Source organism: Pseudomonas sp. 313 (genome assembly GCF_000316965.1).
Classification (GTDB): Bacteria; Pseudomonadota; Gammaproteobacteria; order Pseudomonadales; family Pseudomonadaceae; genus Chryseomonas; species Chryseomonas benzopyrenica.
Genome location: NZ_ANBZ01000076.1, coordinates 25,515 through 42,356 on the forward strand (window position 1 = coordinate 25,515; position 16,842 = coordinate 42,356).

Annotated in this window: 17 protein-coding genes and 1 tRNA gene; 7 read left to right on the forward strand and 11 right to left on the reverse strand. The window is 63.4% G+C overall.

The window, feature by feature from the left end; genetic code table 11:
* Positions 1 to 15 precede the first annotated feature (15 nt).
* Entirely contained in the window at positions 16 to 2,286 is a 2,271-nt protein-coding gene (gene clpA / locus C722_RS0117510) for an ATP-dependent Clp protease ATP-binding subunit ClpA (RefSeq protein ID WP_017641762.1), read from the forward strand.
* A 71-nt stretch (positions 2,287 to 2,357) separates the two neighbouring features.
* On the opposite strand, the gene infA is transcribed toward clpA, so the two are convergent.
* From infA to aat, 3 genes are all read right to left on the reverse strand, one after another.
* The gene (infA, locus tag C722_RS0117515; RefSeq protein WP_002553999.1) at positions 2,358 to 2,576 is read right to left on the reverse strand and encodes a translation initiation factor IF-1; all 219 of its coding nucleotides are present in this window, start codon (positions 2,574 to 2,576) and stop codon (positions 2,358 to 2,360) included.
* A gap of 94 nt (positions 2,577 to 2,670) precedes the next feature.
* A complete protein-coding gene (locus C722_RS0117520) occupies positions 2,671 to 3,378 on the reverse strand; it encodes an arginyltransferase (protein WP_017641763.1) in 708 nt (235 codons plus the stop codon).
* A 35-nt stretch (positions 3,379 to 3,413) separates the two neighbouring features.
* Positions 3,414 to 4,103, reverse strand: coding sequence for a leucyl/phenylalanyl-tRNA--protein transferase (aat, locus tag C722_RS0117525; protein ID WP_017641764.1), 690 nt, complete (start codon positions 4,101 to 4,103; stop codon positions 3,414 to 3,416).
* Between the two features lie 255 nt (positions 4,104 to 4,358).
* Between aat and C722_RS0117530 the strand changes: the two genes are divergently transcribed.
* Genes C722_RS0117530 through cysG form a run of 5 tightly spaced genes read left to right on the forward strand, consistent with a single transcriptional unit; the run spans position 4,359 to position 11,540 of the window.
* The gene (locus C722_RS0117530) at positions 4,359 to 6,842 is read left to right on the forward strand and encodes a DNA translocase FtsK (RefSeq protein WP_017641765.1); all 2,484 of its coding nucleotides are present in this window, start codon (positions 4,359 to 4,361) and stop codon (positions 6,840 to 6,842) included.
* Between the two features lie 17 nt (positions 6,843 to 6,859).
* Positions 6,860 to 7,483 carry an outer membrane lipoprotein chaperone LolA gene (gene lolA, locus C722_RS0117535; protein ID WP_007162303.1) on the forward strand — a complete coding sequence of 208 codons (624 nt, stop codon included), beginning with the start codon at positions 6,860 to 6,862 and terminating at the stop codon, positions 7,481 to 7,483.
* Positions 7,484 to 7,492: 9 nt separating this feature from the next.
* Complete coding sequence (locus C722_RS0117540; RefSeq protein WP_017641766.1) at positions 7,493 to 8,821, forward strand: replication-associated recombination protein A; 1,329 nt, start codon at positions 7,493 to 7,495, stop codon at positions 8,819 to 8,821.
* A gap of 47 nt (positions 8,822 to 8,868) precedes the next feature.
* Entirely contained in the window at positions 8,869 to 10,146 is a 1,278-nt protein-coding gene (gene serS / locus C722_RS0117545) for a serine--tRNA ligase (RefSeq protein ID WP_017641767.1), read from the forward strand.
* Entirely contained in the window at positions 10,146 to 11,540 is a 1,395-nt protein-coding gene (cysG, locus tag C722_RS0117550) for a siroheme synthase CysG (protein WP_017641768.1), read from the forward strand. The genes serS and cysG overlap by 1 nt, the downstream gene beginning before the upstream one ends.
* 3 nt (positions 11,541 to 11,543) lie before the next feature.
* Here the strand turns inward: cysG and C722_RS0117555 are convergent, their stop codons facing one another.
* From C722_RS0117555 to C722_RS0117585, 7 genes are all read right to left on the reverse strand, one after another.
* Positions 11,544 to 12,545, reverse strand: coding sequence for a glutathione S-transferase family protein (locus C722_RS0117555; RefSeq protein ID WP_017641769.1), 1,002 nt, complete (start codon positions 12,543 to 12,545; stop codon positions 11,544 to 11,546).
* Between the two features lie 65 nt (positions 12,546 to 12,610).
* The gene (locus C722_RS0117560) at positions 12,611 to 13,594 is read right to left on the reverse strand and encodes a glycosyl transferase family protein (protein ID WP_017641770.1); all 984 of its coding nucleotides are present in this window, start codon (positions 13,592 to 13,594) and stop codon (positions 12,611 to 12,613) included.
* The gene (locus C722_RS0117565; RefSeq protein WP_037064277.1) at positions 13,591 to 13,905 is read right to left on the reverse strand and encodes a TusE/DsrC/DsvC family sulfur relay protein; all 315 of its coding nucleotides are present in this window, start codon (positions 13,903 to 13,905) and stop codon (positions 13,591 to 13,593) included. Before C722_RS0117565 ends, C722_RS0117560 begins: the two co-directional genes overlap by 4 nt.
* Before the next feature lie 2 nt (positions 13,906 to 13,907).
* Entirely contained in the window at positions 13,908 to 14,207 is a 300-nt protein-coding gene (gene tusB, locus C722_RS0117570; RefSeq protein WP_017641772.1) for a sulfurtransferase complex subunit TusB, read from the reverse strand.
* Positions 14,204 to 14,560 carry a sulfurtransferase complex subunit TusC gene (tusC, locus tag C722_RS0117575; RefSeq protein ID WP_017641773.1) on the reverse strand — a complete coding sequence of 119 codons (357 nt, stop codon included), beginning with the start codon at positions 14,558 to 14,560 and terminating at the stop codon, positions 14,204 to 14,206. The genes tusB and tusC overlap by 4 nt, the downstream gene beginning before the upstream one ends.
* Position 14,561: 1 nt before the next feature.
* The gene (gene tusD, locus C722_RS0117580; RefSeq protein ID WP_017641774.1) at positions 14,562 to 14,957 is read right to left on the reverse strand and encodes a sulfurtransferase complex subunit TusD; all 396 of its coding nucleotides are present in this window, start codon (positions 14,955 to 14,957) and stop codon (positions 14,562 to 14,564) included.
* 49 nt (positions 14,958 to 15,006) lie between these two features.
* Positions 15,007 to 15,675, reverse strand: a complete 669-nt coding sequence (locus tag C722_RS0117585; protein ID WP_017641775.1) for a Bax inhibitor-1/YccA family protein — start codon at positions 15,673 to 15,675, stop codon at positions 15,007 to 15,009.
* Between the two features lie 127 nt (positions 15,676 to 15,802).
* On the opposite strand from C722_RS0117585, the gene C722_RS0117590 reads away from it, so the two are divergent.
* Positions 15,803 to 15,890: transfer RNA gene (locus tag C722_RS0117590), tRNA-Ser, on the forward strand.
* Between the two features lie 447 nt (positions 15,891 to 16,337).
* Here C722_RS0117590 and C722_RS26275 read toward each other — a convergent pair.
* The gene (locus C722_RS26275) at positions 16,338 to 16,559 is read right to left on the reverse strand and encodes a hypothetical protein (protein WP_143075217.1); all 222 of its coding nucleotides are present in this window, start codon (positions 16,557 to 16,559) and stop codon (positions 16,338 to 16,340) included.
* Positions 16,560 to 16,842: the final 283 nt, after the last annotated feature.

A 16,842-nucleotide genomic window follows, 5' to 3' on the forward strand; every position in this document is an offset into this window, starting at 1 on the left:
CTATGAGGTGAAGCTATGTTGAATCGTGAGCTCGAAGTCACCCTGAATCTCGCCTTCAAGGAGGCGAGGACGAAGCGTCATGAATTCATGACCGTTGAGCACCTCCTGCTGGCGCTGTTGGATAACGAAGCGGCCGCCACCGTGTTGAGAGCCTGCGGCGCCAACATCGATCGCCTGCGCCGCGATCTGTTGGAATTCATAGATTCCACCACGCCCCTGATCCCACAGCAGGATGACGAGCGCGAGACCCAGCCGACGCTGGGCTTCCAACGCGTCCTGCAACGCGCAGTCTTTCATGTGCAGAGTTCGGGCAAGCGCGAAGTGACCGGCGCCAATGTGCTGGTGGCGATCTTCAGTGAGCAGGAAAGCCAGGCGGTGTTTCTGCTGAAGCAACAGAGCGTGGCCCGGATCGACGTCGTCAACTTCATCGCCCACGGTATTTCCAAGGTCCCCGGCGCTGCGCCCGAAGCCGAGCAGGACCAGGATGCGGCCGAAGAGGAGGGTGCCGAGCCCAGCTCCTCCAACAATCCGCTCGAAGCCTATGCCAGCAATCTCAACGAGCAGGCCCGTCAGGGTCGTATCGATCCGCTGGTCGGTCGCGAGCAGGAAGTCGAGCGCGTCGCCCAGATCCTGGCCCGTCGCCGCAAGAACAATCCCTTGCTGGTGGGTGAGGCAGGCGTCGGCAAGACCGCCATCGCCGAAGGCCTGGCCAAGCGCATCGTCGATGGCCAGGTGCCTGACCTGCTGGCCGACAGCGTGGTCTATTCCCTGGATCTTGGCGCCCTGCTGGCGGGTACCAAGTACCGCGGCGATTTCGAAAAGAGATTCAAGGCACTGCTGGCGGAACTGAAGAAGCGCCCCCATGCGGTGCTCTTCATCGACGAGATCCACACCATCATCGGTGCCGGGGCTGCCTCGGGTGGGGTGATGGACGCCTCCAACCTGCTCAAGCCGCTGCTGTCCTCCGGTGAGATCCGCTGCATCGGCTCGACCACCTTCCAGGAATTCCGCGGCATCTTCGAGAAGGACCGGGCACTGGCGCGGCGCTTCCAGAAGGTCGATGTCGTCGAGCCGTCGGTGGATGACACCTACGGCATCCTCCGTGGCCTCAAGGGGCGCTTCGAACAGCACCACCACATCGAGTACACCGATGAGGCGCTGCGCGCAGCAGCCGAGTTGGCCGCGCGCTACATCAACGACAGGCACATGCCCGACAAGGCCATCGACGTCATCGACGAAGCCGGTGCTTACCAGCGCCTGCAGCCCGAAGACCGGCGTGCCGAGCGCATCGATGTCCAGCAGGTCGAAGACATCGTCGCCAAGATCGCACGGATTCCCCCCAAGACCGTCAACAGCTCCGACAAGGAGCTGCTGCGCAACCTGGAGCGCGATCTCAAGCTGACCGTCTTCGGTCAGGATCTGGCCATCGAATCCCTGTCCACCGCCATCAAGCTTTCTCGTGCCGGTCTGAAATCGCCGGACAAGCCGGTCGGCTCCTTCCTCTTCGCCGGGCCTACGGGTGTCGGCAAGACCGAGGTGGCGCGGCAGCTGGCCAAGGCCATGGGTGTGGAGCTGGTACGCTTCGACATGTCCGAGTACATGGAGCGGCATACCGTGTCCCGTCTCATCGGTGCACCTCCCGGTTATGTCGGTTTCGATCAGGGCGGTCTGCTGACCGAGGCCATCACCAAGACCCCCCACTGCGTGCTCCTGCTCGACGAGATCGAGAAGGCTCACCCGGAAGTGTTCAACCTGCTGCTGCAGGTCATGGACCATGGCACCCTGACGGACAACAACGGCCGTAAAGCCGACTTCCGTAATGTGATCCTGATCCTGACCACCAACGCTGGCGCCGAAACCGCTTCACGCGCGTCCATTGGCTTCACGCTGCAGGATCACACCACCGATGCCATGGAAGTCATTAAGAAGAGCTTCACGCCGGAGTTCCGCAACCGTCTGGATACCATCATTCAGTTCGGCCGCCTGAGCACCGAGGTCATCAAGAGCATCGTCGACAAGTTCCTCACCGAACTCCAGGCGCAACTCGAAGACAAGCGTGTACAGCTCGAAGTCAGCGATGCTGCCCGTGGCTGGCTGGCGGAACGGGGTTATGACGTGCAGATGGGCGCTCGTCCCATGGCGCGGCTCATCCAGGACAAGATCAAGCGGCCGCTGGCCGAGCAGATCCTGTTCGGGGAACTGGCTGACCATGGCGGCATCGTTCATATCGATGCGGTGGATGACGAGCTGGAATTCGAGTTCGAGACCACGGCCGAACCTGCCTGAGGGCAGGTCGCGATTTACAATCGCTCATGAAAAAGCCCGGCATAGCCGGGCTTTTTCATGAAAGGATCCGCTTAGCGCGCGCGGTAGGTGATCCGGCCCTTGCTCAGATCGTAAGGCGTCAGTTCCACGCGAACCTTGTCGCCCGTCAGGATGCGGATGTAGTTCTTACGCATCTTTCCGGAGATGTGCGCGGTGACGACGTGCCCATTTTCCAACTCCACGCGAAACATGGTGTTGGGAAGGGTGTCGACGACAGTACCTTCCATTTCGAAGCTGTCTTCTTTCGACATATATAGAAAAGCCCTCGGTGACAAGATAGGCCCAGAGCAGTCCGGGCGAAAAAGGCCCATATTCTGACAGAAATTCAGAAAAAGCGCTATTTCATCAGGCCAGGGCGACCCAGCGTTGGTTGACGAAGAGCTCTATGGGGCGATACTCGGTCTTATAGGACATCTTGCGACACCCTTTGATCCAATAACCGAGATAAACCGCATTCAGCCCCAGGCGGCGGGTTTCGGCGATCTGCCAGAGGATGCCGAACACGCCCAGGCTGCGCTTTTCTTCGCTGGGGTCGTAGAAGGTATAGACCGCCGACATGCCATTGGGCAGCACGTCGGTGACGGCAAGACCGATCAGGCGGTCCTCGACGCGCATCTCGTAGAAGAAGGCGTAGGGCAGATGGCTGACCAGGAAGGTGGAGAACTGGCCTCGACTCGGCGGGAACATGTCACCGTCGGCGTGGCGTTCGCTGATGTAGCGGGCGTACAGCTGGTAACGCTCCTCGGTAAAGCCCGGGTCGCAGCGGGTGACCTTGATGTCGAGGTTGCGCTTGAGCACTCGACTCTGCTTCCGGCTAGGGCGGAAACGAGCGACGGGAATGCGCGCGGGAACGCAGGCTTTGCAGAGCTGGCAGTGGGGGCGGTAGAGATGATCGCCGCTGCGGCGAAAGCCCAGCTCGGACAGCTCGGCGTAGATCTGACCGTTCATGGGCTGCGAGGGGTCGAGAAACAGCGTGGTCGCCTGCTCGTTGGGCAGGTAACTGCAAGCGTGAGGCTGGGTTGCGTAAAACTTGAGTCTCGCCAGCTCGGTCATGTCGAATCTCTACATAAGCCTGGCCTGAGTGTAAGTCACCCGCAGGAGGTAGGCCAGGCGGCCATGCTGGCCTGATCCAGGTATTTGGCCAGGTAATCGGCAAAGCGTTCCCGTGACAGGCTGCTCGCGCCCAGGCTCTGCAAATGTGCGGTTTGCATCTGGCAGTCGATCATCACGAAGCCCCAGGCCGCCAGATCCCGTACCAGGGTCACGAAGCCGATCTTGGAGGCGTTGTCGACATGGCTGAACATGGACTCGCCAAAGAATAGCTTGCCCATGGCGATGCCATAGAGCCCGCCGACGAGCTGATCGCCGTCCCAAACCTCCACGGAATGGGCCCAGCCTTGGGCATGCAATTCCTGGTAGGCCTGGCGCATTTCCGCGGTGATCCAGGTGCCGTCGGCATCGCGTCGCGGACCGGCGCAGGCCAGGATCACCTGAGCGAAGGCCTGGTCGTAGGTGACGCGTAGTGGGGTCTTGCGCAGGGTCTTCGCCAGACTGCGGGAGACATGCAGGTCCGGCGGGAAGAGCACCGTACGGGGATCCGGCGACCACCAGAGTAAGGGTTGGCCAGCTTGATACCAGGGAAAGCAGCCGTGACGATAGGCATTGACCAGACGCGCCGCGCTCAGGTCGCCGCCGATCGCCAGCAGGCCGTTGGGTTCGCGCAACGCCTGCTGCAGGGGCGGGAAGTCAGGGCTTTCGCGGGTCAGCCATTTCACCATGGTAGGGGAGGGCGCCTTCTGATACAGGAAGCTGAGGGTATGAGCTTGTGCGTAACAAGCTCAAGAAATCGTCATAACTCTTTGTCAGGACAACGAAAGAATGCTCCAATGTTGTGCCTGAAGGCGGTTCCGGTACGACCGTCCGCTATCGTGCCATGTTTCGTTGCGGGACTGTAGAACCAGGGCCCGGACGATCTAGAATGGCGCACTGTTTTTGATTCACGGTCACACGTTCCGTGTGCGGGAAAAGCGCGCTTGAAGCAATCCAGTTCTGTCAGCCACGTCAACCAATGGCGTGAGCATCTGCATTATCGTCTCAAGGAGGTGGTGCTCATCGCACTGGCCGCCTTGTGCCTGTATCTACTCATGGCTCTGCTGAGCTACGACCCTTCCGATCCGGGCTGGACCCACACCAGTCGCATCGACCAGGTCCATAACACCGCTGGCCGCGCCGGCGCCTGGCTGGCCGATGTGCTGTTCATGGCACTCGGCTATTTCGCCTTCGTGTTTCCCGTCCTGCTCGCCGTCAAGACCTGGCAGATCTTCCGTAAGCGGCATCTGCCCTGGGAGTGGAGCGGCTGGCTATTTTCCTGGCGCCTGACCGGCCTGGTGCTGCTGGTGATCTCGGGTTCGGTGCTCGCTTACATTCATTTCCATGCCGTGTCCGCCCTGCCGGCATCGGCGGGCGGTGCCCTGGGCGAGAGCCTCGGGCAGCTGTCGGTCGCCGCCCTGAATGTCCAGGGCAGTACGCTGCTGTTCCTCGCGCTCTTCCTGCTGGGACTGACGGTCTTTACCGATCTGTCCTGGTTCAAGGTGATGGATTTCACCGGCAAGGTGGTGCTGGATCTCTTGGATCTGGTGCAGGGTGGCTTCAGCCGCCTGGCCGGCGGTCGCCGTCAGGCCCCGGAGCTGGACACCTTCGACGAGCCGGTGTCGCCGCCGGTTGCGCGCAAGAGCAAGGCCCGCGAAGTGCCGGTTCCGGTCGCCGACGAAGACCTGGATGACCTGCTCGACATCGCACCGCCCCCACGGGTGGAGCGCGCCGCGCCGCGCATCGAGATGCCCGCGGCCAGTCGCTTTGTCGCCGAAGCACCCGAGTCCGCGCCTGTGGCTGCCGCGCCTGTCCCAGCGCCTGCCAATGTCGCCGCGCCCACGCCGCCGCCACGCAAGACGGTGCCAGCACCGGCCCCCGCGCCCTATTCGCCGGCGGCTGCCGTGGTCCGGGTCGACGCGGATCTGGAAGGTACGCTGCCGCCGCTGTCGATCCTGGATCGCGCCGAGAAGAAACAGCAGAGCTATTCGCCGGAATTCCTCGAGAACATGTCGCGCCTGCTCGAGGTCAAGCTCAAGGAGTTCGGCGTCGAGGTGATCGTGGAGAGCGTCCATCCCGGTCCGGTGATCACCCGCTTCGAGATTCAGCCGGCGGCCGGCGTCAAGGTCAGTCGTATTTCCAACCTGGCCAAGGACCTGGCGCGTTCGCTGGCCGTGTTCAGTGTGCGGGTGGTGGAGGTCATTCCCGGCAAGACCACCGTGGGTATCGAGATTCCCAACGAAGATCGCCAGATGGTGCGTTTCTCCGAAGTGCTCGAGTCGCCCGAGTACGCGGCGGCCAAGTCGCCCGTCACCCTGGCCCTGGGTCATGACATCGGTGGCAAGCCGGTCATCACCGACCTGGCCAAGATGCCACACCTGCTGGTGGCCGGTACCACCGGCTCCGGTAAGTCGGTGGGCGTGAACGCCATGCTGCTGTCGATCCTGTTCAAGTCGAGTCCGGAAGACGCGCGCCTGATCATGATCGACCCCAAGATGCTGGAACTCTCGATCTACGAGGGCATTCCACACCTGCTCTGCCCGGTCGTGACCGACATGAAGGAAGCCGCCAACGCCCTGCGCTGGAGCGTGGCGGAGATGGAGCGGCGCTACAAGCTGATGGCGGCCATGGGCGTGCGTAACCTGGCCGGCTTCAACCGTAAGGTGAAAGACGCCGAGGAAGCGGGTACGCCGCTGACCGATCCGCTCTATCGTCGCGAGAGCATGGACGACGAGGCGCCGCTGCTGAAGACACTGCCGACCATCGTCGTGGTGGTGGACGAATTCGCCGACATGATGATGATCGTCGGCAAGAAGGTCGAAGAGCTGATCGCGCGGATCGCGCAGAAGGCGCGAGCGGCCGGTATCCACTTGATCCTGGCCACCCAGCGCCCCTCGGTGGACGTCATCACCGGTCTGATCAAGGCCAACATCCCCACGCGGATGGCCTTCCAGGTGTCGAGCAAGATCGACTCCCGGACCATTCTCGACCAGGGCGGCGCCGAACAGCTGCTCGGTCACGGCGACATGCTCTATCTGCCGCCGGGTACCGGTCTGCCGATCCGGGTCCATGGCGCCTTCGTGTCCGACGACGAGGTCCATCGCGTGGTCGAGGCCTGGAAGGAGCGGGGCGCACCCGACTACATCGAAGACATCCTCAGCGGCCCGGACGAGGGCGGTGGTGCGGGCTTCGACGGTGGTGGCGGCGAAGGCGGGGAGAGCGACGAGGACGATCCGCTCTATGACGAAGCGGTGCGTTTCGTCACCGAGAGCCGGCGGGCGTCCATCTCCGCGGTTCAGCGCAAGCTCAAGATCGGTTACAACCGGGCGGCACGGATGATCGAAACCATGGAAATGGCCGGTGTCGTATCGCCCATGAACACCAACGGTTCGCGCGAGGTCACAGCGCCTGCTCCGGTGAGAGACTGACATCCATGAGGACTTCGATGCACAAGCTGCGTTGCTTCGCCTTGGCCGCCTTGGCCGCTGTAAGCTTTTCCGCCCATGCCGACCAGGCGTCGGTGGGTCGCCTGTCGCAACTGCTGGACAAGGCCCAGACCCTGACCGCGCGTTTTTCCCAGCTGACCCTGGATGGTTCGGGTACCCGGCTGCAGGAAACCGCCGGCAACATGAGCCTCAAGCGTCCCGGGCTGTTCCGCTGGCATTCCGATGCGCCCCAGGAGCAACTGCTGGTGTCCGACGGCAAGCAGGTCTGGCTGTACGACCCGGACCTGGAGCAGGTCACCATCCGCAAGCTGGACCTGCGCCTGACCCAGACGCCGGCGCTGCTGCTGTCGGGTGACATCTCCAAGATCGAAAGCAGCTTCGACGTCACCAGCAAGGACGCCGGCAACGTCGTCGACTTCGTGCTCAAGCCCAAGACCAAGGACACCCTGTTCGACAGCCTGCGGCTGTCCTTCCGCAATGGCGTGATCAACGACATGCAGTTGATCGACGGTGCCGGTCAGAGAACCAACATCCTCTTCTTCAACGTCAAGCTCAACGAGCCGGTGGCCGCGTCCCAGTTCACCTTCCAGGTGCCCAAGGGAGCCGACGTCATCCAGGAGTGATCGCACCTCATGGATCTCTTCAGCACCGCACCCGTCGGGCAGCCCTTGGCTGCCCGCATGCGTCCCGAGACCCTCGATGAATACGCGGGTCAGCAACACCTGCTGGCGCGGGGCAAGCCCCTGCGCGAGGCGCTGGAACAGGGTGCGCTGCATTCGATGATCTTCTGGGGGCCGCCCGGGGTGGGCAAGACCACCCTGGCGCGGCTGCTGGCCCAGGTTTCCGATGCCCACTTCGAAACGCTCTCGGCGGTGCTTTCCGGGGTTAAGGAGATCCGCCATGCGGTGGAGGTGGCCAAGCAGCAGGCTGCCCAGTATCGCCGGCGCACCATCCTCTTCGTCGACGAAGTGCATCGCTTCAACAAGTCGCAGCAGGATGCCTTCCTGCCCTATGTCGAAGACGGCACCCTGATCTTTATCGGGGCGACCACCGAGAATCCCTCCTTCGAGCTCAACAACGCGCTGCTGTCGCGGGCCAGGGTCTATGTGCTCAAGAGTCTGGACGACGAGGCGCTCGGCGGCCTTGCGCAGCGCGCCCTCACCAGCGCCAAGGGCCTGGGCGATCGGCGCCTGAGCCTGCCCGACGATGCCCTGGCGCTGCTGCTGGCGGTCGCCGACGGCGATGGCCGGCGGCTGCTCAATCTGCTGGAGAACGCCGCGGACCTGGCCGAGGACGGTGGCGTCCTGGATGCCGAGCTGTTCCAGAGTCTGCTCGGCGATCAGCGCCGGCGTTTCGACAAGGGCGGCGAGGCCTTCTATGACCAGATATCCGCGCTGCACAAGTCGGTGCGGGGCTCGAATCCTGATGGCGCTCTCTATTGGTTCGCTCGGATGATCGACGGTGGCTGCGATGCGCTGTACATCGCCCGGCGGGTGGTGCGCATGGCCAGCGAAGACATCGGCAATGCCGATCCCCGCGCCCTGAGCCTCTGCCTGGACGCCTGGGATGTCCAGGAGCGCCTGGGCAGTCCGGAAGGCGAGCTTGCCATCGCCCAGGCGATCGTCTATCTGGCCTGCGCGCCCAAGAGCAATGCCGTCTATATGGGCTACAAGGCCGCCTTGGCCGATGTGCGCCAGAACGGCTCGCGCGAGGTGCCGTTGCACCTGCGCAATGCGCCGACCAAGCTGATGAAGAACCTCGGCTACGGCGACGAATACCGCTATGCCCACGATGAACCGGAAGCCTATGCCGCGGGCGAGGACTACTTTCCCGAAGAGCTGGAGCCGCGCCGTTACTATGAGCCGGTTCCCCGTGGGCTGGAGCTGAAGATCCGCGATAAACTGCAGCACCTGGCGGACCTCGACCGGTCCAGCCCGCGCCAGCGCCGGCCGCGTTCCTGACGCCTGGCCGGCGCGGCTGCCCCCATTCCTAAGCAAGAGACACGGACATGCTTGATTCGAAACTGGTTCGCACCCAAACCGAGGAGGTGGCCGCACGCCTGGCGACCCGTGGCTACGTCCTCGACGTCAGCCTGGTGGAGTCGTTGGAAGCTCGTCGCAAGGCCGTGCAGACCCGCACCGAGACCCTGCAGGCCGAGCGCAACGCCCGCTCCAAGGGCATCGGCCAGGCCAAGGCGCGCGGTGAAGACATCGCGCCGCTGCTGGCCGAAGTCGATCGCATGGGCAGTGAGCTGGAAGAAGCCAAGCGTGAGCTGGATCTGGTCCAGGGCGAGCTGGATGCCCTGCTGTTGGGCCTGCCCAACCTGCCCGACGCCTCGGTGCCGGTCGGCAAGGATGAAGACGACAACGTCGAAGTCCGGCGCTGGGGCACCCCGCGCGACTTCGACTTCGAGATCAAGGACCACGTCGCCCTGGGCGAGACCCACGGCTGGCTGGACTTCGAGACCGCCGCACGCTTCTCCGGCGCTCGCTTCGCCGTCATGCGCGGTCCCATCGCCCGTCTGCACCGTGCCCTGGCGCAATTCATGCTCAACCTGCACACCGGTGAGCACGGCTACGAAGAGACCTATACCCCCTACCTGGTGCAGGCCGAGACCCTGCAGGGCACCGGTCAGCTGCCCAAGTTCGAGGAAGACCTGTTCAAGATCGGCCGGGAAGGCGAGAGCGATCTCTACCTGATCCCCACCGCCGAGGTCACTCTGACCAACCTGGTCGCTGGCCAGATCCTCGACGCCAAGCGCCTGCCGCTGAAGTTCACCGCCCATACCCCCTGCTTCCGCAGCGAAGCCGGGGCCTCGGGTCGCGACACCCGCGGCATGATCCGTCAGCACCAGTTCGACAAGGTGGAGATGGTCCATATCGTCGAGCCGAGCACCTCCTTCCAGGCCCTGGAGGAGCTGACCGGCCACGCCGAGACCGTGCTGCAACGGCTGGAACTGCCCTACCGGGTGCTTTCGCTGTGCACCGGCGACATGGGTTTCGGCGCCACCAAGACCTACGACCTGGAAGTCTGGGTGCCGAGCCAGGGCAAGTATCGCGAGATCTCGTCCTGCTCCAACTGCGGTGACTTCCAGGCGCGCCGCATGCAGGCCCGCTACCGCAACGCCGAGGGCAAGCCCGAGCTGGTGCACACCCTCAACGGCTCCGGCCTGGCCGTGGGTCGTACGTTGGTCGCCGTGCTGGAGAACTATCAGCAGGCTGACGGCAGCATCCGCGTCCCCGAGGTACTCAAGCCCTACATGGGTGGCCTCGAGGTCATCGGCTGATGGATTACCTGCCGCTCTTCCACAAGCTCGATGGCCGTCCGGTGCTGGTGGTCGGCGGGGGCGACATCGCCCTGCGCAAGAGCGTGCTGCTGGCCGAAGCCGGTGCCCGCATCACCCTGGTGGCGCCGGAGATCGAGCCGGAGGTACGTGCCTTTGTCGAGGCGCGGGGCGGTAGTTGCCGGGTCGAGCGCTATGCGGCGGACCAGCTCGCCGGGCATTGCCTGGTGATCGCAGCCACCGATGACGACGCGGTCAACGAGGCGGTGTCCCACGATGCCCAGGCCCTGGGCCTGCCGGTCAACGTGGTGGATGCGCCCAAGCTGTGCACCGTGATCTTCCCGGCCATCGTCGATCGTTCGCCGCTGGTGATCGCCATTTCCAGTGGCGGAGATGCTCCGGTGCTGGCCCGCCTGGTACGGGCCAAGCTGGAGAGCTGGATCCCCGCTACCTACGGTCAGCTGGCGCAACTGGCGCAGCGCTTCCGCGCCCGGGTCAAGACGCGTTTCGCCGATCTGCAGGCGCGACGCATCTTCTGGGAAGAGGTGTTCCAGGGCGAGGTTGCGGAAAAGGTCTTTTCCGGCCAGCCCCAGGCCGCCGAACAACTGCTGGAATCCAAGCTGACCAGCGAGACGGCCACCTTTCGCGGCGAGGTCTATCTGGTCGGCGCCGGTCCCGGCGATCCGGATCTACTGACCTTCCGCGCCCTGCGGCTGATGCAGCAGGCCGACGTGGTGCTCTACGACCGCCTGGTAGCGCCGACCATCCTCGACATGTGCCGGCGCGATGCCGATCGCATCTATGTCGGCAAGCGCCGCGCCGAGCATGCGGTACCCCAGGACGATCTCAATCGCCTGCTGGTCAAGCTGGCCCAGGAAGGCAAGCGGGTCCTGCGGCTCAAGGGCGGCGATCCCTTCATCTTCGGCCGTGGCGGCGAAGAGATCGAAGAGCTGGCGGCCGAAGGCATTCCTTTCCAAGTGGTGCCGGGCATCACCGCGGCCAGTGGCTGTGCGGCCTATGCCGGCATTCCCCTGACGCACCGCGACCATGCCCAGTCGGTACGCTTCGTCACCGGTCATCTCAAGGACGGCTCGGCCGATCTGCCCTGGACCGATCTGGTGGCACCGGGGCAGACCCTGGTGTTCTACATGGGACTGGTGGGGCTGCCGACCATCTGCGAGCAACTCATCGCCCACGGCAAGGACCCGGCCACGCCTGCTGCGCTGGTGCAGCAGGGCACCACGCTCAATCAGCGGGTGTTCACCGGTACCTTGCAGGATCTGCCGCAGCTGGTCGCCGAGCATGAGGTGCATGCGCCGACCCTGGTGATCGTCGGCGAGGTCGTGGCGCTGCGCGAGAAGCTGGCCTGGTTCGAAGGTGCTCAGACGGCGGTGTGATCCTCAGGCCGCACCCTGGATGCCGGCACTGCTCAGGGCCTCGCGGCCATGGGGCAGATCCAGCTCCAGGGCCGGTCCCTTGGGCACGATGCCGGTCGGATTGATCTGGGCATGGCTGCCGTAGTAGTGATGCTTGATGTGCTGGAGGTCGACGGTCTCGGCGATCCCCGGCCACTGATACAGTTCGCGCAGCCAACCCTGTAGCGCCGGATAATCCCGAATGCGCCGCAGGTTGCACTTGAAGTGACCGTGGTAGACGGCATCGAAGCGAATCAGGGTGGTGAACAGGCGCCAATCGGCTTCGGTCAGCCATTCGCCGGTCAGATAGCGCTGGGTCTGCAGCAGCTTTTCCAGGTCGTCCAGGGTGGCGAAGACCTCGTCGAAGGCCTCTTCATAGGCCTCCTGGGTGGTGGCGAAGCCAGCTCGGTAGACGCCGTTGTTGACCGTTGGATAGATGCGGTCGTTGAGGGCGTCGATGCGACTGCGCAAGGCCTCTGGGTAGAGATCCAGGCGATTGCCGGTCAGCTCGTCGAAGGCGCCATTGAACATGCGGATGATCTCGGCGGATTCGTTGCTGACGATGCGTTCTTCCTGGCGGTCCCAGAGCACCGGTACGGTGACCCGGCCGGTGTAATCGACCTGGTCGCGTTGATAGAGCTGGTAGAGGCGGTCGAGGTGATAGAGCTCGTCGCCACTGGAGCCCTTGGCTGTATCGAAGGTCCAGCCTTCCTCGCGCATCAACCAGCTGACCACTGAAACGCCGATCAGCTCTTCGAGGCCCTTGAGCTTGCGGTAGATCAGGGTGCGGTGAGCCCAGGGGCAGGCCAGGGACACATAGAGGTGGTAGCGACCGGCCTCCGGTGCGTAGCGCGAGACCCCTTCGGGAATGGCCTGCTCGATGCGAGCGATCCAGTCACGACGCTGGGCCTCTTCTCGCTTGAAATGGCCATCCTTGCCATTGTCGTACCAACGGTCCTGCCACTGTCCATCGACCAACAAGCCCATATCGTCATCCTCCGCTGCGTTGCGGTTAGGAACCCGGGGAGCCGCTCCGGGTTCCTGAGGCGACGTCAGAGCGAGCGGTCGCGCGCTTCCCAGCGGCGTTCGGCTTCGCTTTGGGCGCTGACTTGATCCTGACCCAGGGCGCGGAGGGCCACGGCCAGGGTGGCGATGACCGCCAGACGGCCATAGGGGTCTTCTGCCTCGCCGCGCCAAGTGGTGGCCAGCAACGCCGGGTCGAGGCGCTCCGGCTTGACCTGGCGGCGCTCGGTCAGCGCCGGCCAGCTTTCGTCCCAGGCTTCACCGCCACGAGTGCCATAGAGATGGGCGATGACATCGGGATTGCGCTCGACTTCGCCGCCTTCGCCCTTGATGACGATGCTGTCGTCACCCAGCAGGCGACTGGCCTCGCGATGGACCTCCTGGTAACCCGGATGGAAGATGCTCTGCAGGATGCAACGCGCCTGGCTGGGATTGAGCAGCCGGACCAGGGAGTGGATCGGCGAGCGCAGGCCGAGCTCGGCCTTGAGATCGATCATCCGCTGCAGTTCGGGCATCCAGGCCGCCAGGGGTAGGAAGGCCGGCTGGCCCCGGTCGAGCAGGGTGCCGGCGTCCTGCCAGCTAGCGACCCTCTGCATGCCCAGGTCGGGCAGGCATTGCTCGGTATAGAGACGGCCCGCGGTATGGGTGCCGCCGCCATGCATGACCACCCGCACGCCACTGCCGGCCAGGCACTTCACCGCCAGCAGGTACCAAGGCAGGTGACGCTTCTTGCCGGCGTAGGAGGGCCAGTCGAGGTCGACGGCGAAACCTGGCGGCTGCAGCCGCGCCCTGACGGCACGGGTGAAGCCGGCCAGCTCTTCGGCGCTTTCTTCCTTGTGCCTCAGCAGCATGAGAAAGGCACCGAGCTGGGCATCGGTGACCCGACCGTCGAGAATCAGGCCCATGGCCGTTTCCGCCTCGGCCTCGGTCAGGCTGCGGGCGCCGCGCTTGCCCTTGCCCAGGGCTCGGACATAGACGGCGAAGGGATGCTCTTCGGGCGTGGTGAAGGTCATAGGCAATTATCCGGTTTCGGCAAGCCGGCCAGTTTGGCGCCGAGCTTGGCTGGCGCGCCCTTGAACAGCAGGTTGAGCTGGAGGCTGGTACCCAGTTCCGGGCCCAGTGTCTGGGCAATGTACTTGATCAGCGGCCGGTTGGCCGGCGAAAGCTGGAATTGGGCGTAGAAGTCGCGTAGCGCCTGCAGCACCTGCCAGTGGCGATCGGTCAGCTCGATGCCCTCCTTGAGTGCCAGGTGCTGGGCCACCTCGGGACTCCACTGGGAGAGATCGCGCAGGTAGCCTTCGGCGTCGAGGTCGAGAGGGGCCATGCTCAGGTCCAACTGATGACCTTGGCGCAGCTCACGCTAAGGTCGACGAAAGTGGGATAGTCGATCAGGGTCACGGCTCGTTCGGGGTGTAAGCGACGGGCCTGGACATCCTCCGCCAGGGCATAGAGGGTCGTCTTGGCGGGAAGCTGTATCAACAGCGCTGCCGCGACGCTGCCTGGGCGCAACGCTTCGACGGCGCCTCCCGTCAGCAGGACGGCGTCCTCGTCGCGCACCCAGGTGAGCCCATCTAGCGCGTCGGCATCTAGCAGCGGCGAACGGGAAAACAGGTGCAGAGTAGTCAAATGGAGATCACCTGATCATGGTCATGGATCAGCGCCGCCAGGGCTTCGGGCTGCAGTAGCGTCACCCAGGCGGGCAACTGCTCGGGCGTGATGCCCAGACGTTGCAGGGCGGTGGCTTCGGCGTAGATGGCCTCGACACCGAACAGCGGCAGCGCGGAGAGATTGGCACTCAGATCCTTCTGCTCCAAGGCAGCGCTGTCGGCTGCCAGCAACTGGGTCACGCCAGGACCGGCGAACAGCAGCGCCAGGGGCAGTTCGAAGGCACCGCCGGCCAGCACGATATCCAGGGCCTCGCGCGGACCGGGGCCGCTCAGTGCCGACTGGCGGGAGATGACGAGGGTGCTCTTGGCCATGCTAGTCGCCTCCAAAGCAGAGCAGGCGATCGGCGTCCTGCACCGCCTCATGCAGTTGGCCCAGACCGGACAGCTGCCAGGGCGCCCGCACGTTCACCGCGCCCTCACGTTCATAGCGCCGTGCCTCGTTTTCATCCAGCAGCCCACGTTTGAGGGCGGCGGCGATACAGACCACGGCGTCGATCTGGTGACGTTCGATCAGCTCACGCCAGCGAGCGGGTAGATCCGACTCGTCCTGGCCACTGACGGTGGCGTGGGAGGCGTTATGAACGCCATCGCGATAGAGAAAAAGTCGCGACAGCTCATGACCCCCGGCCAGCAGTGCCTCACAGAAGCGCAGGGCCCGACGGGCCGAAGGCGCCTGGGGTGGGGAAAGGATAACGATGGCAAATTTCATGGATGTAAAAAGGCCCGCCGAAGCGGGCCTCTTGGGCTACCGCCGATGATCAATCGTTATTGCTTGCGAATCCAAAGATCTGCAGCAAGCTGATGAACATATTGTAGATCGAGACGTACAGGGTGATGGTAGCCATGATGTAGTTGTCTTCACCACCGTGCACGATGGCGCTGGTCTGGAACAGGATGGCCGCGGCGGCGAACAGCACGAAGCCCGCGCTGATGGCCAGTTGCAGACCACTGATCTGGACGAAGAAGGACAGCACCACGGCGCCCAGCAGGATCCAGAAGCCCGCCATCAGGAAGCCACCGAGAAAGCTCATGTCCTTGCGACTGATCAGCGCGTAGGCCGACAGACCGAAGAAGGCCAGGGCGGTCATGCCGGCAGCCGAAGCGATCACGCTGCCGCCGTTGGGCAGACCCAGGTACATGTTCAGGATCGGGCCCAGGGTGTAGCCCATGAAGCCAGTCAAGGCGAAGGTGCTGACCAGCCCCCAGCCGCTGTTACGGGTCTTCATGGTCAGGAAGAACAGGCCGTAGAAGCCGATCAGTACCACGAAGATGTTGGGGTAGGGTAGCCGCATCTGCTGCGAGACGAAGGCAACCAGGCCACTGAATGCCAGGGTCATGGCCAGCAGGGCGTAGGTGTTGCGCAATACACGGCTGACGTCCCGCGGTTGCGCGATGGCAGGGTTGTAGGCGTATTGACGCTCGTTCATGGTGTACTCCAAAGCTAATTTAACGGTGTGATGTACCGTACGACCCCGAAGATAGCAAATGTTGCTTAAGGATCGCTTGCGAGTGTTTGACAGTGTGTTGCCATCAGGTACTATGCGCCCCTCTTACGGAAGTGTGGCCGAGTGGTTTAAGGCAGCGGTCTTGAAAACCGCCGACTCGCAAGGGTCCCAGAGTTCGAATCTCTGCGCTTCCGCCATCTTCGAAGCCCCGTTCCTACGGGGCTTTTTGCTGTCTGCAGGGTCGGATTTCAAGACCGGTTGGGCGAGTGAAAAGGAGGAGTTCCAAAGTTCTTTCGGAACAGCGCCGAGGCCTGACCTTCTATAGCACTCGCCCCGATGAGGTTGGGCATCGCGGCAACCCAGGCCCCGCACGAGAGCGAGGGCTGAGCTGAGTGCGATCGTTGGAAACTGCCTTGTGAGATGAGCAGGCAGGACGGCTTGAGTCAGGGCGTGCAAAGCATCGCCAAACTATCGGTTACCCACCGAAGCTACCGACCCTGGTCAAGCACCATCGTCAGCCGGCTACCATGGCCACCACGAAGATGGTTGCCAGCCCAATACACATGGCGCCCAGGGTGAGCGCCAGTAGGCCCTGATCGCTGGTGAGCGATCTCGGACGAATGAGTGCAGATTTAAGCGGGACGCTATTTAGCCGGCCGTGGGGCCTCGACTCGAAGAGCGTCACTGTCCTTGTCAATTGATAGCGCAACTGAAGTATCCTTTTCAGTTTCGGTATTGGGCTGCGGTACCCAGCTATTGGCCGCGATTGTGGCTTCAGCGAAGCTCAACAGCAAGACCATTGCTGCTACGCAGGTTCCTATGGCAATCGCATTGATCACCTTCTGTTCTTTCACAGGTGCATTCATGTTGCTTGCCTAGCAGGGTCACGTCGAATGAGGTGGTCTGACAACTGCAGGCGGCAGAAGTGCGGAGGTTGTTGGCTTCTCACGATCAACCAAGGCCCGTAACTGCAGTAAGGCGTCGCCCAGCGCGATGTCGCAATCCACAGCCTGAGCGTTGCGTTCGGGGCGGTTGAATACTGGTTTAGCCTGATCCTGTCTGACTACTTTGTACCCCGGTCTTCCTGCTCCGACAGGCTGTAGCCGCTGATCGCTGCAGCCTGGCTGAAACCTTTCGTGCGCCTTGGCG

Bases quoted from the DNA above. Each gene is read 5' to 3' on its own strand.
- cysG (WP_017641768.1), top strand. From the start codon at position 10,146: ATGGATTACCTGCCGCTCTTCCACAAGCTCGATGGCCGTCCGGTGCTG.
- C722_RS0117540 (WP_017641766.1), top strand. From the start codon at position 7,493: ATGGATCTCTTCAGCACCGCACCCGTCGGGCAGCCCTTGGCTGCCCGC.
- tusC (WP_017641773.1), bottom strand. From the start codon at position 14,560: ATGGCCAAGAGCACCCTCGTCATCTCCCGCCAGTCGGCACTGAGCGGC.
- C722_RS0117565 (WP_037064277.1), bottom strand. From the start codon at position 13,905: ATGGCCCCTCTCGACCTCGACGCCGAAGGCTACCTGCGCGATCTCTCC.
- infA (WP_002553999.1), bottom strand. From the start codon at position 2,576: ATGTCGAAAGAAGACAGCTTCGAAATGGAAGGTACTGTCGTCGACACC.
- clpA (WP_017641762.1), top strand. From the start codon at position 16: ATGTTGAATCGTGAGCTCGAAGTCACCCTGAATCTCGCCTTCAAGGAG.
- C722_RS0117585 (WP_017641775.1), bottom strand. From the start codon at position 15,675: ATGAACGAGCGTCAATACGCCTACAACCCTGCCATCGCGCAACCGCGG.
- tusD (WP_017641774.1), bottom strand. From the start codon at position 14,957: ATGAAATTTGCCATCGTTATCCTTTCCCCACCCCAGGCGCCTTCGGCC.
- lolA (WP_007162303.1), top strand. From the start codon at position 6,860: ATGCACAAGCTGCGTTGCTTCGCCTTGGCCGCCTTGGCCGCTGTAAGC.
- serS (WP_017641767.1), top strand. From the start codon at position 8,869: ATGCTTGATTCGAAACTGGTTCGCACCCAAACCGAGGAGGTGGCCGCA.
- aat (WP_017641764.1), bottom strand. From the start codon at position 4,103: ATGGTGAAATGGCTGACCCGCGAAAGCCCTGACTTCCCGCCCCTGCAG.
- C722_RS0117560 (WP_017641770.1), bottom strand. From the start codon at position 13,594: ATGACCTTCACCACGCCCGAAGAGCATCCCTTCGCCGTCTATGTCCGA.
- C722_RS26275 (WP_143075217.1), bottom strand. From the start codon at position 16,559: ATGAATGCACCTGTGAAAGAACAGAAGGTGATCAATGCGATTGCCATA.
- C722_RS0117555 (WP_017641769.1), bottom strand. From the start codon at position 12,545: ATGGGCTTGTTGGTCGATGGACAGTGGCAGGACCGTTGGTACGACAAT.
- C722_RS0117520 (WP_017641763.1), bottom strand. From the start codon at position 3,378: ATGACCGAGCTGGCGAGACTCAAGTTTTACGCAACCCAGCCTCACGCT.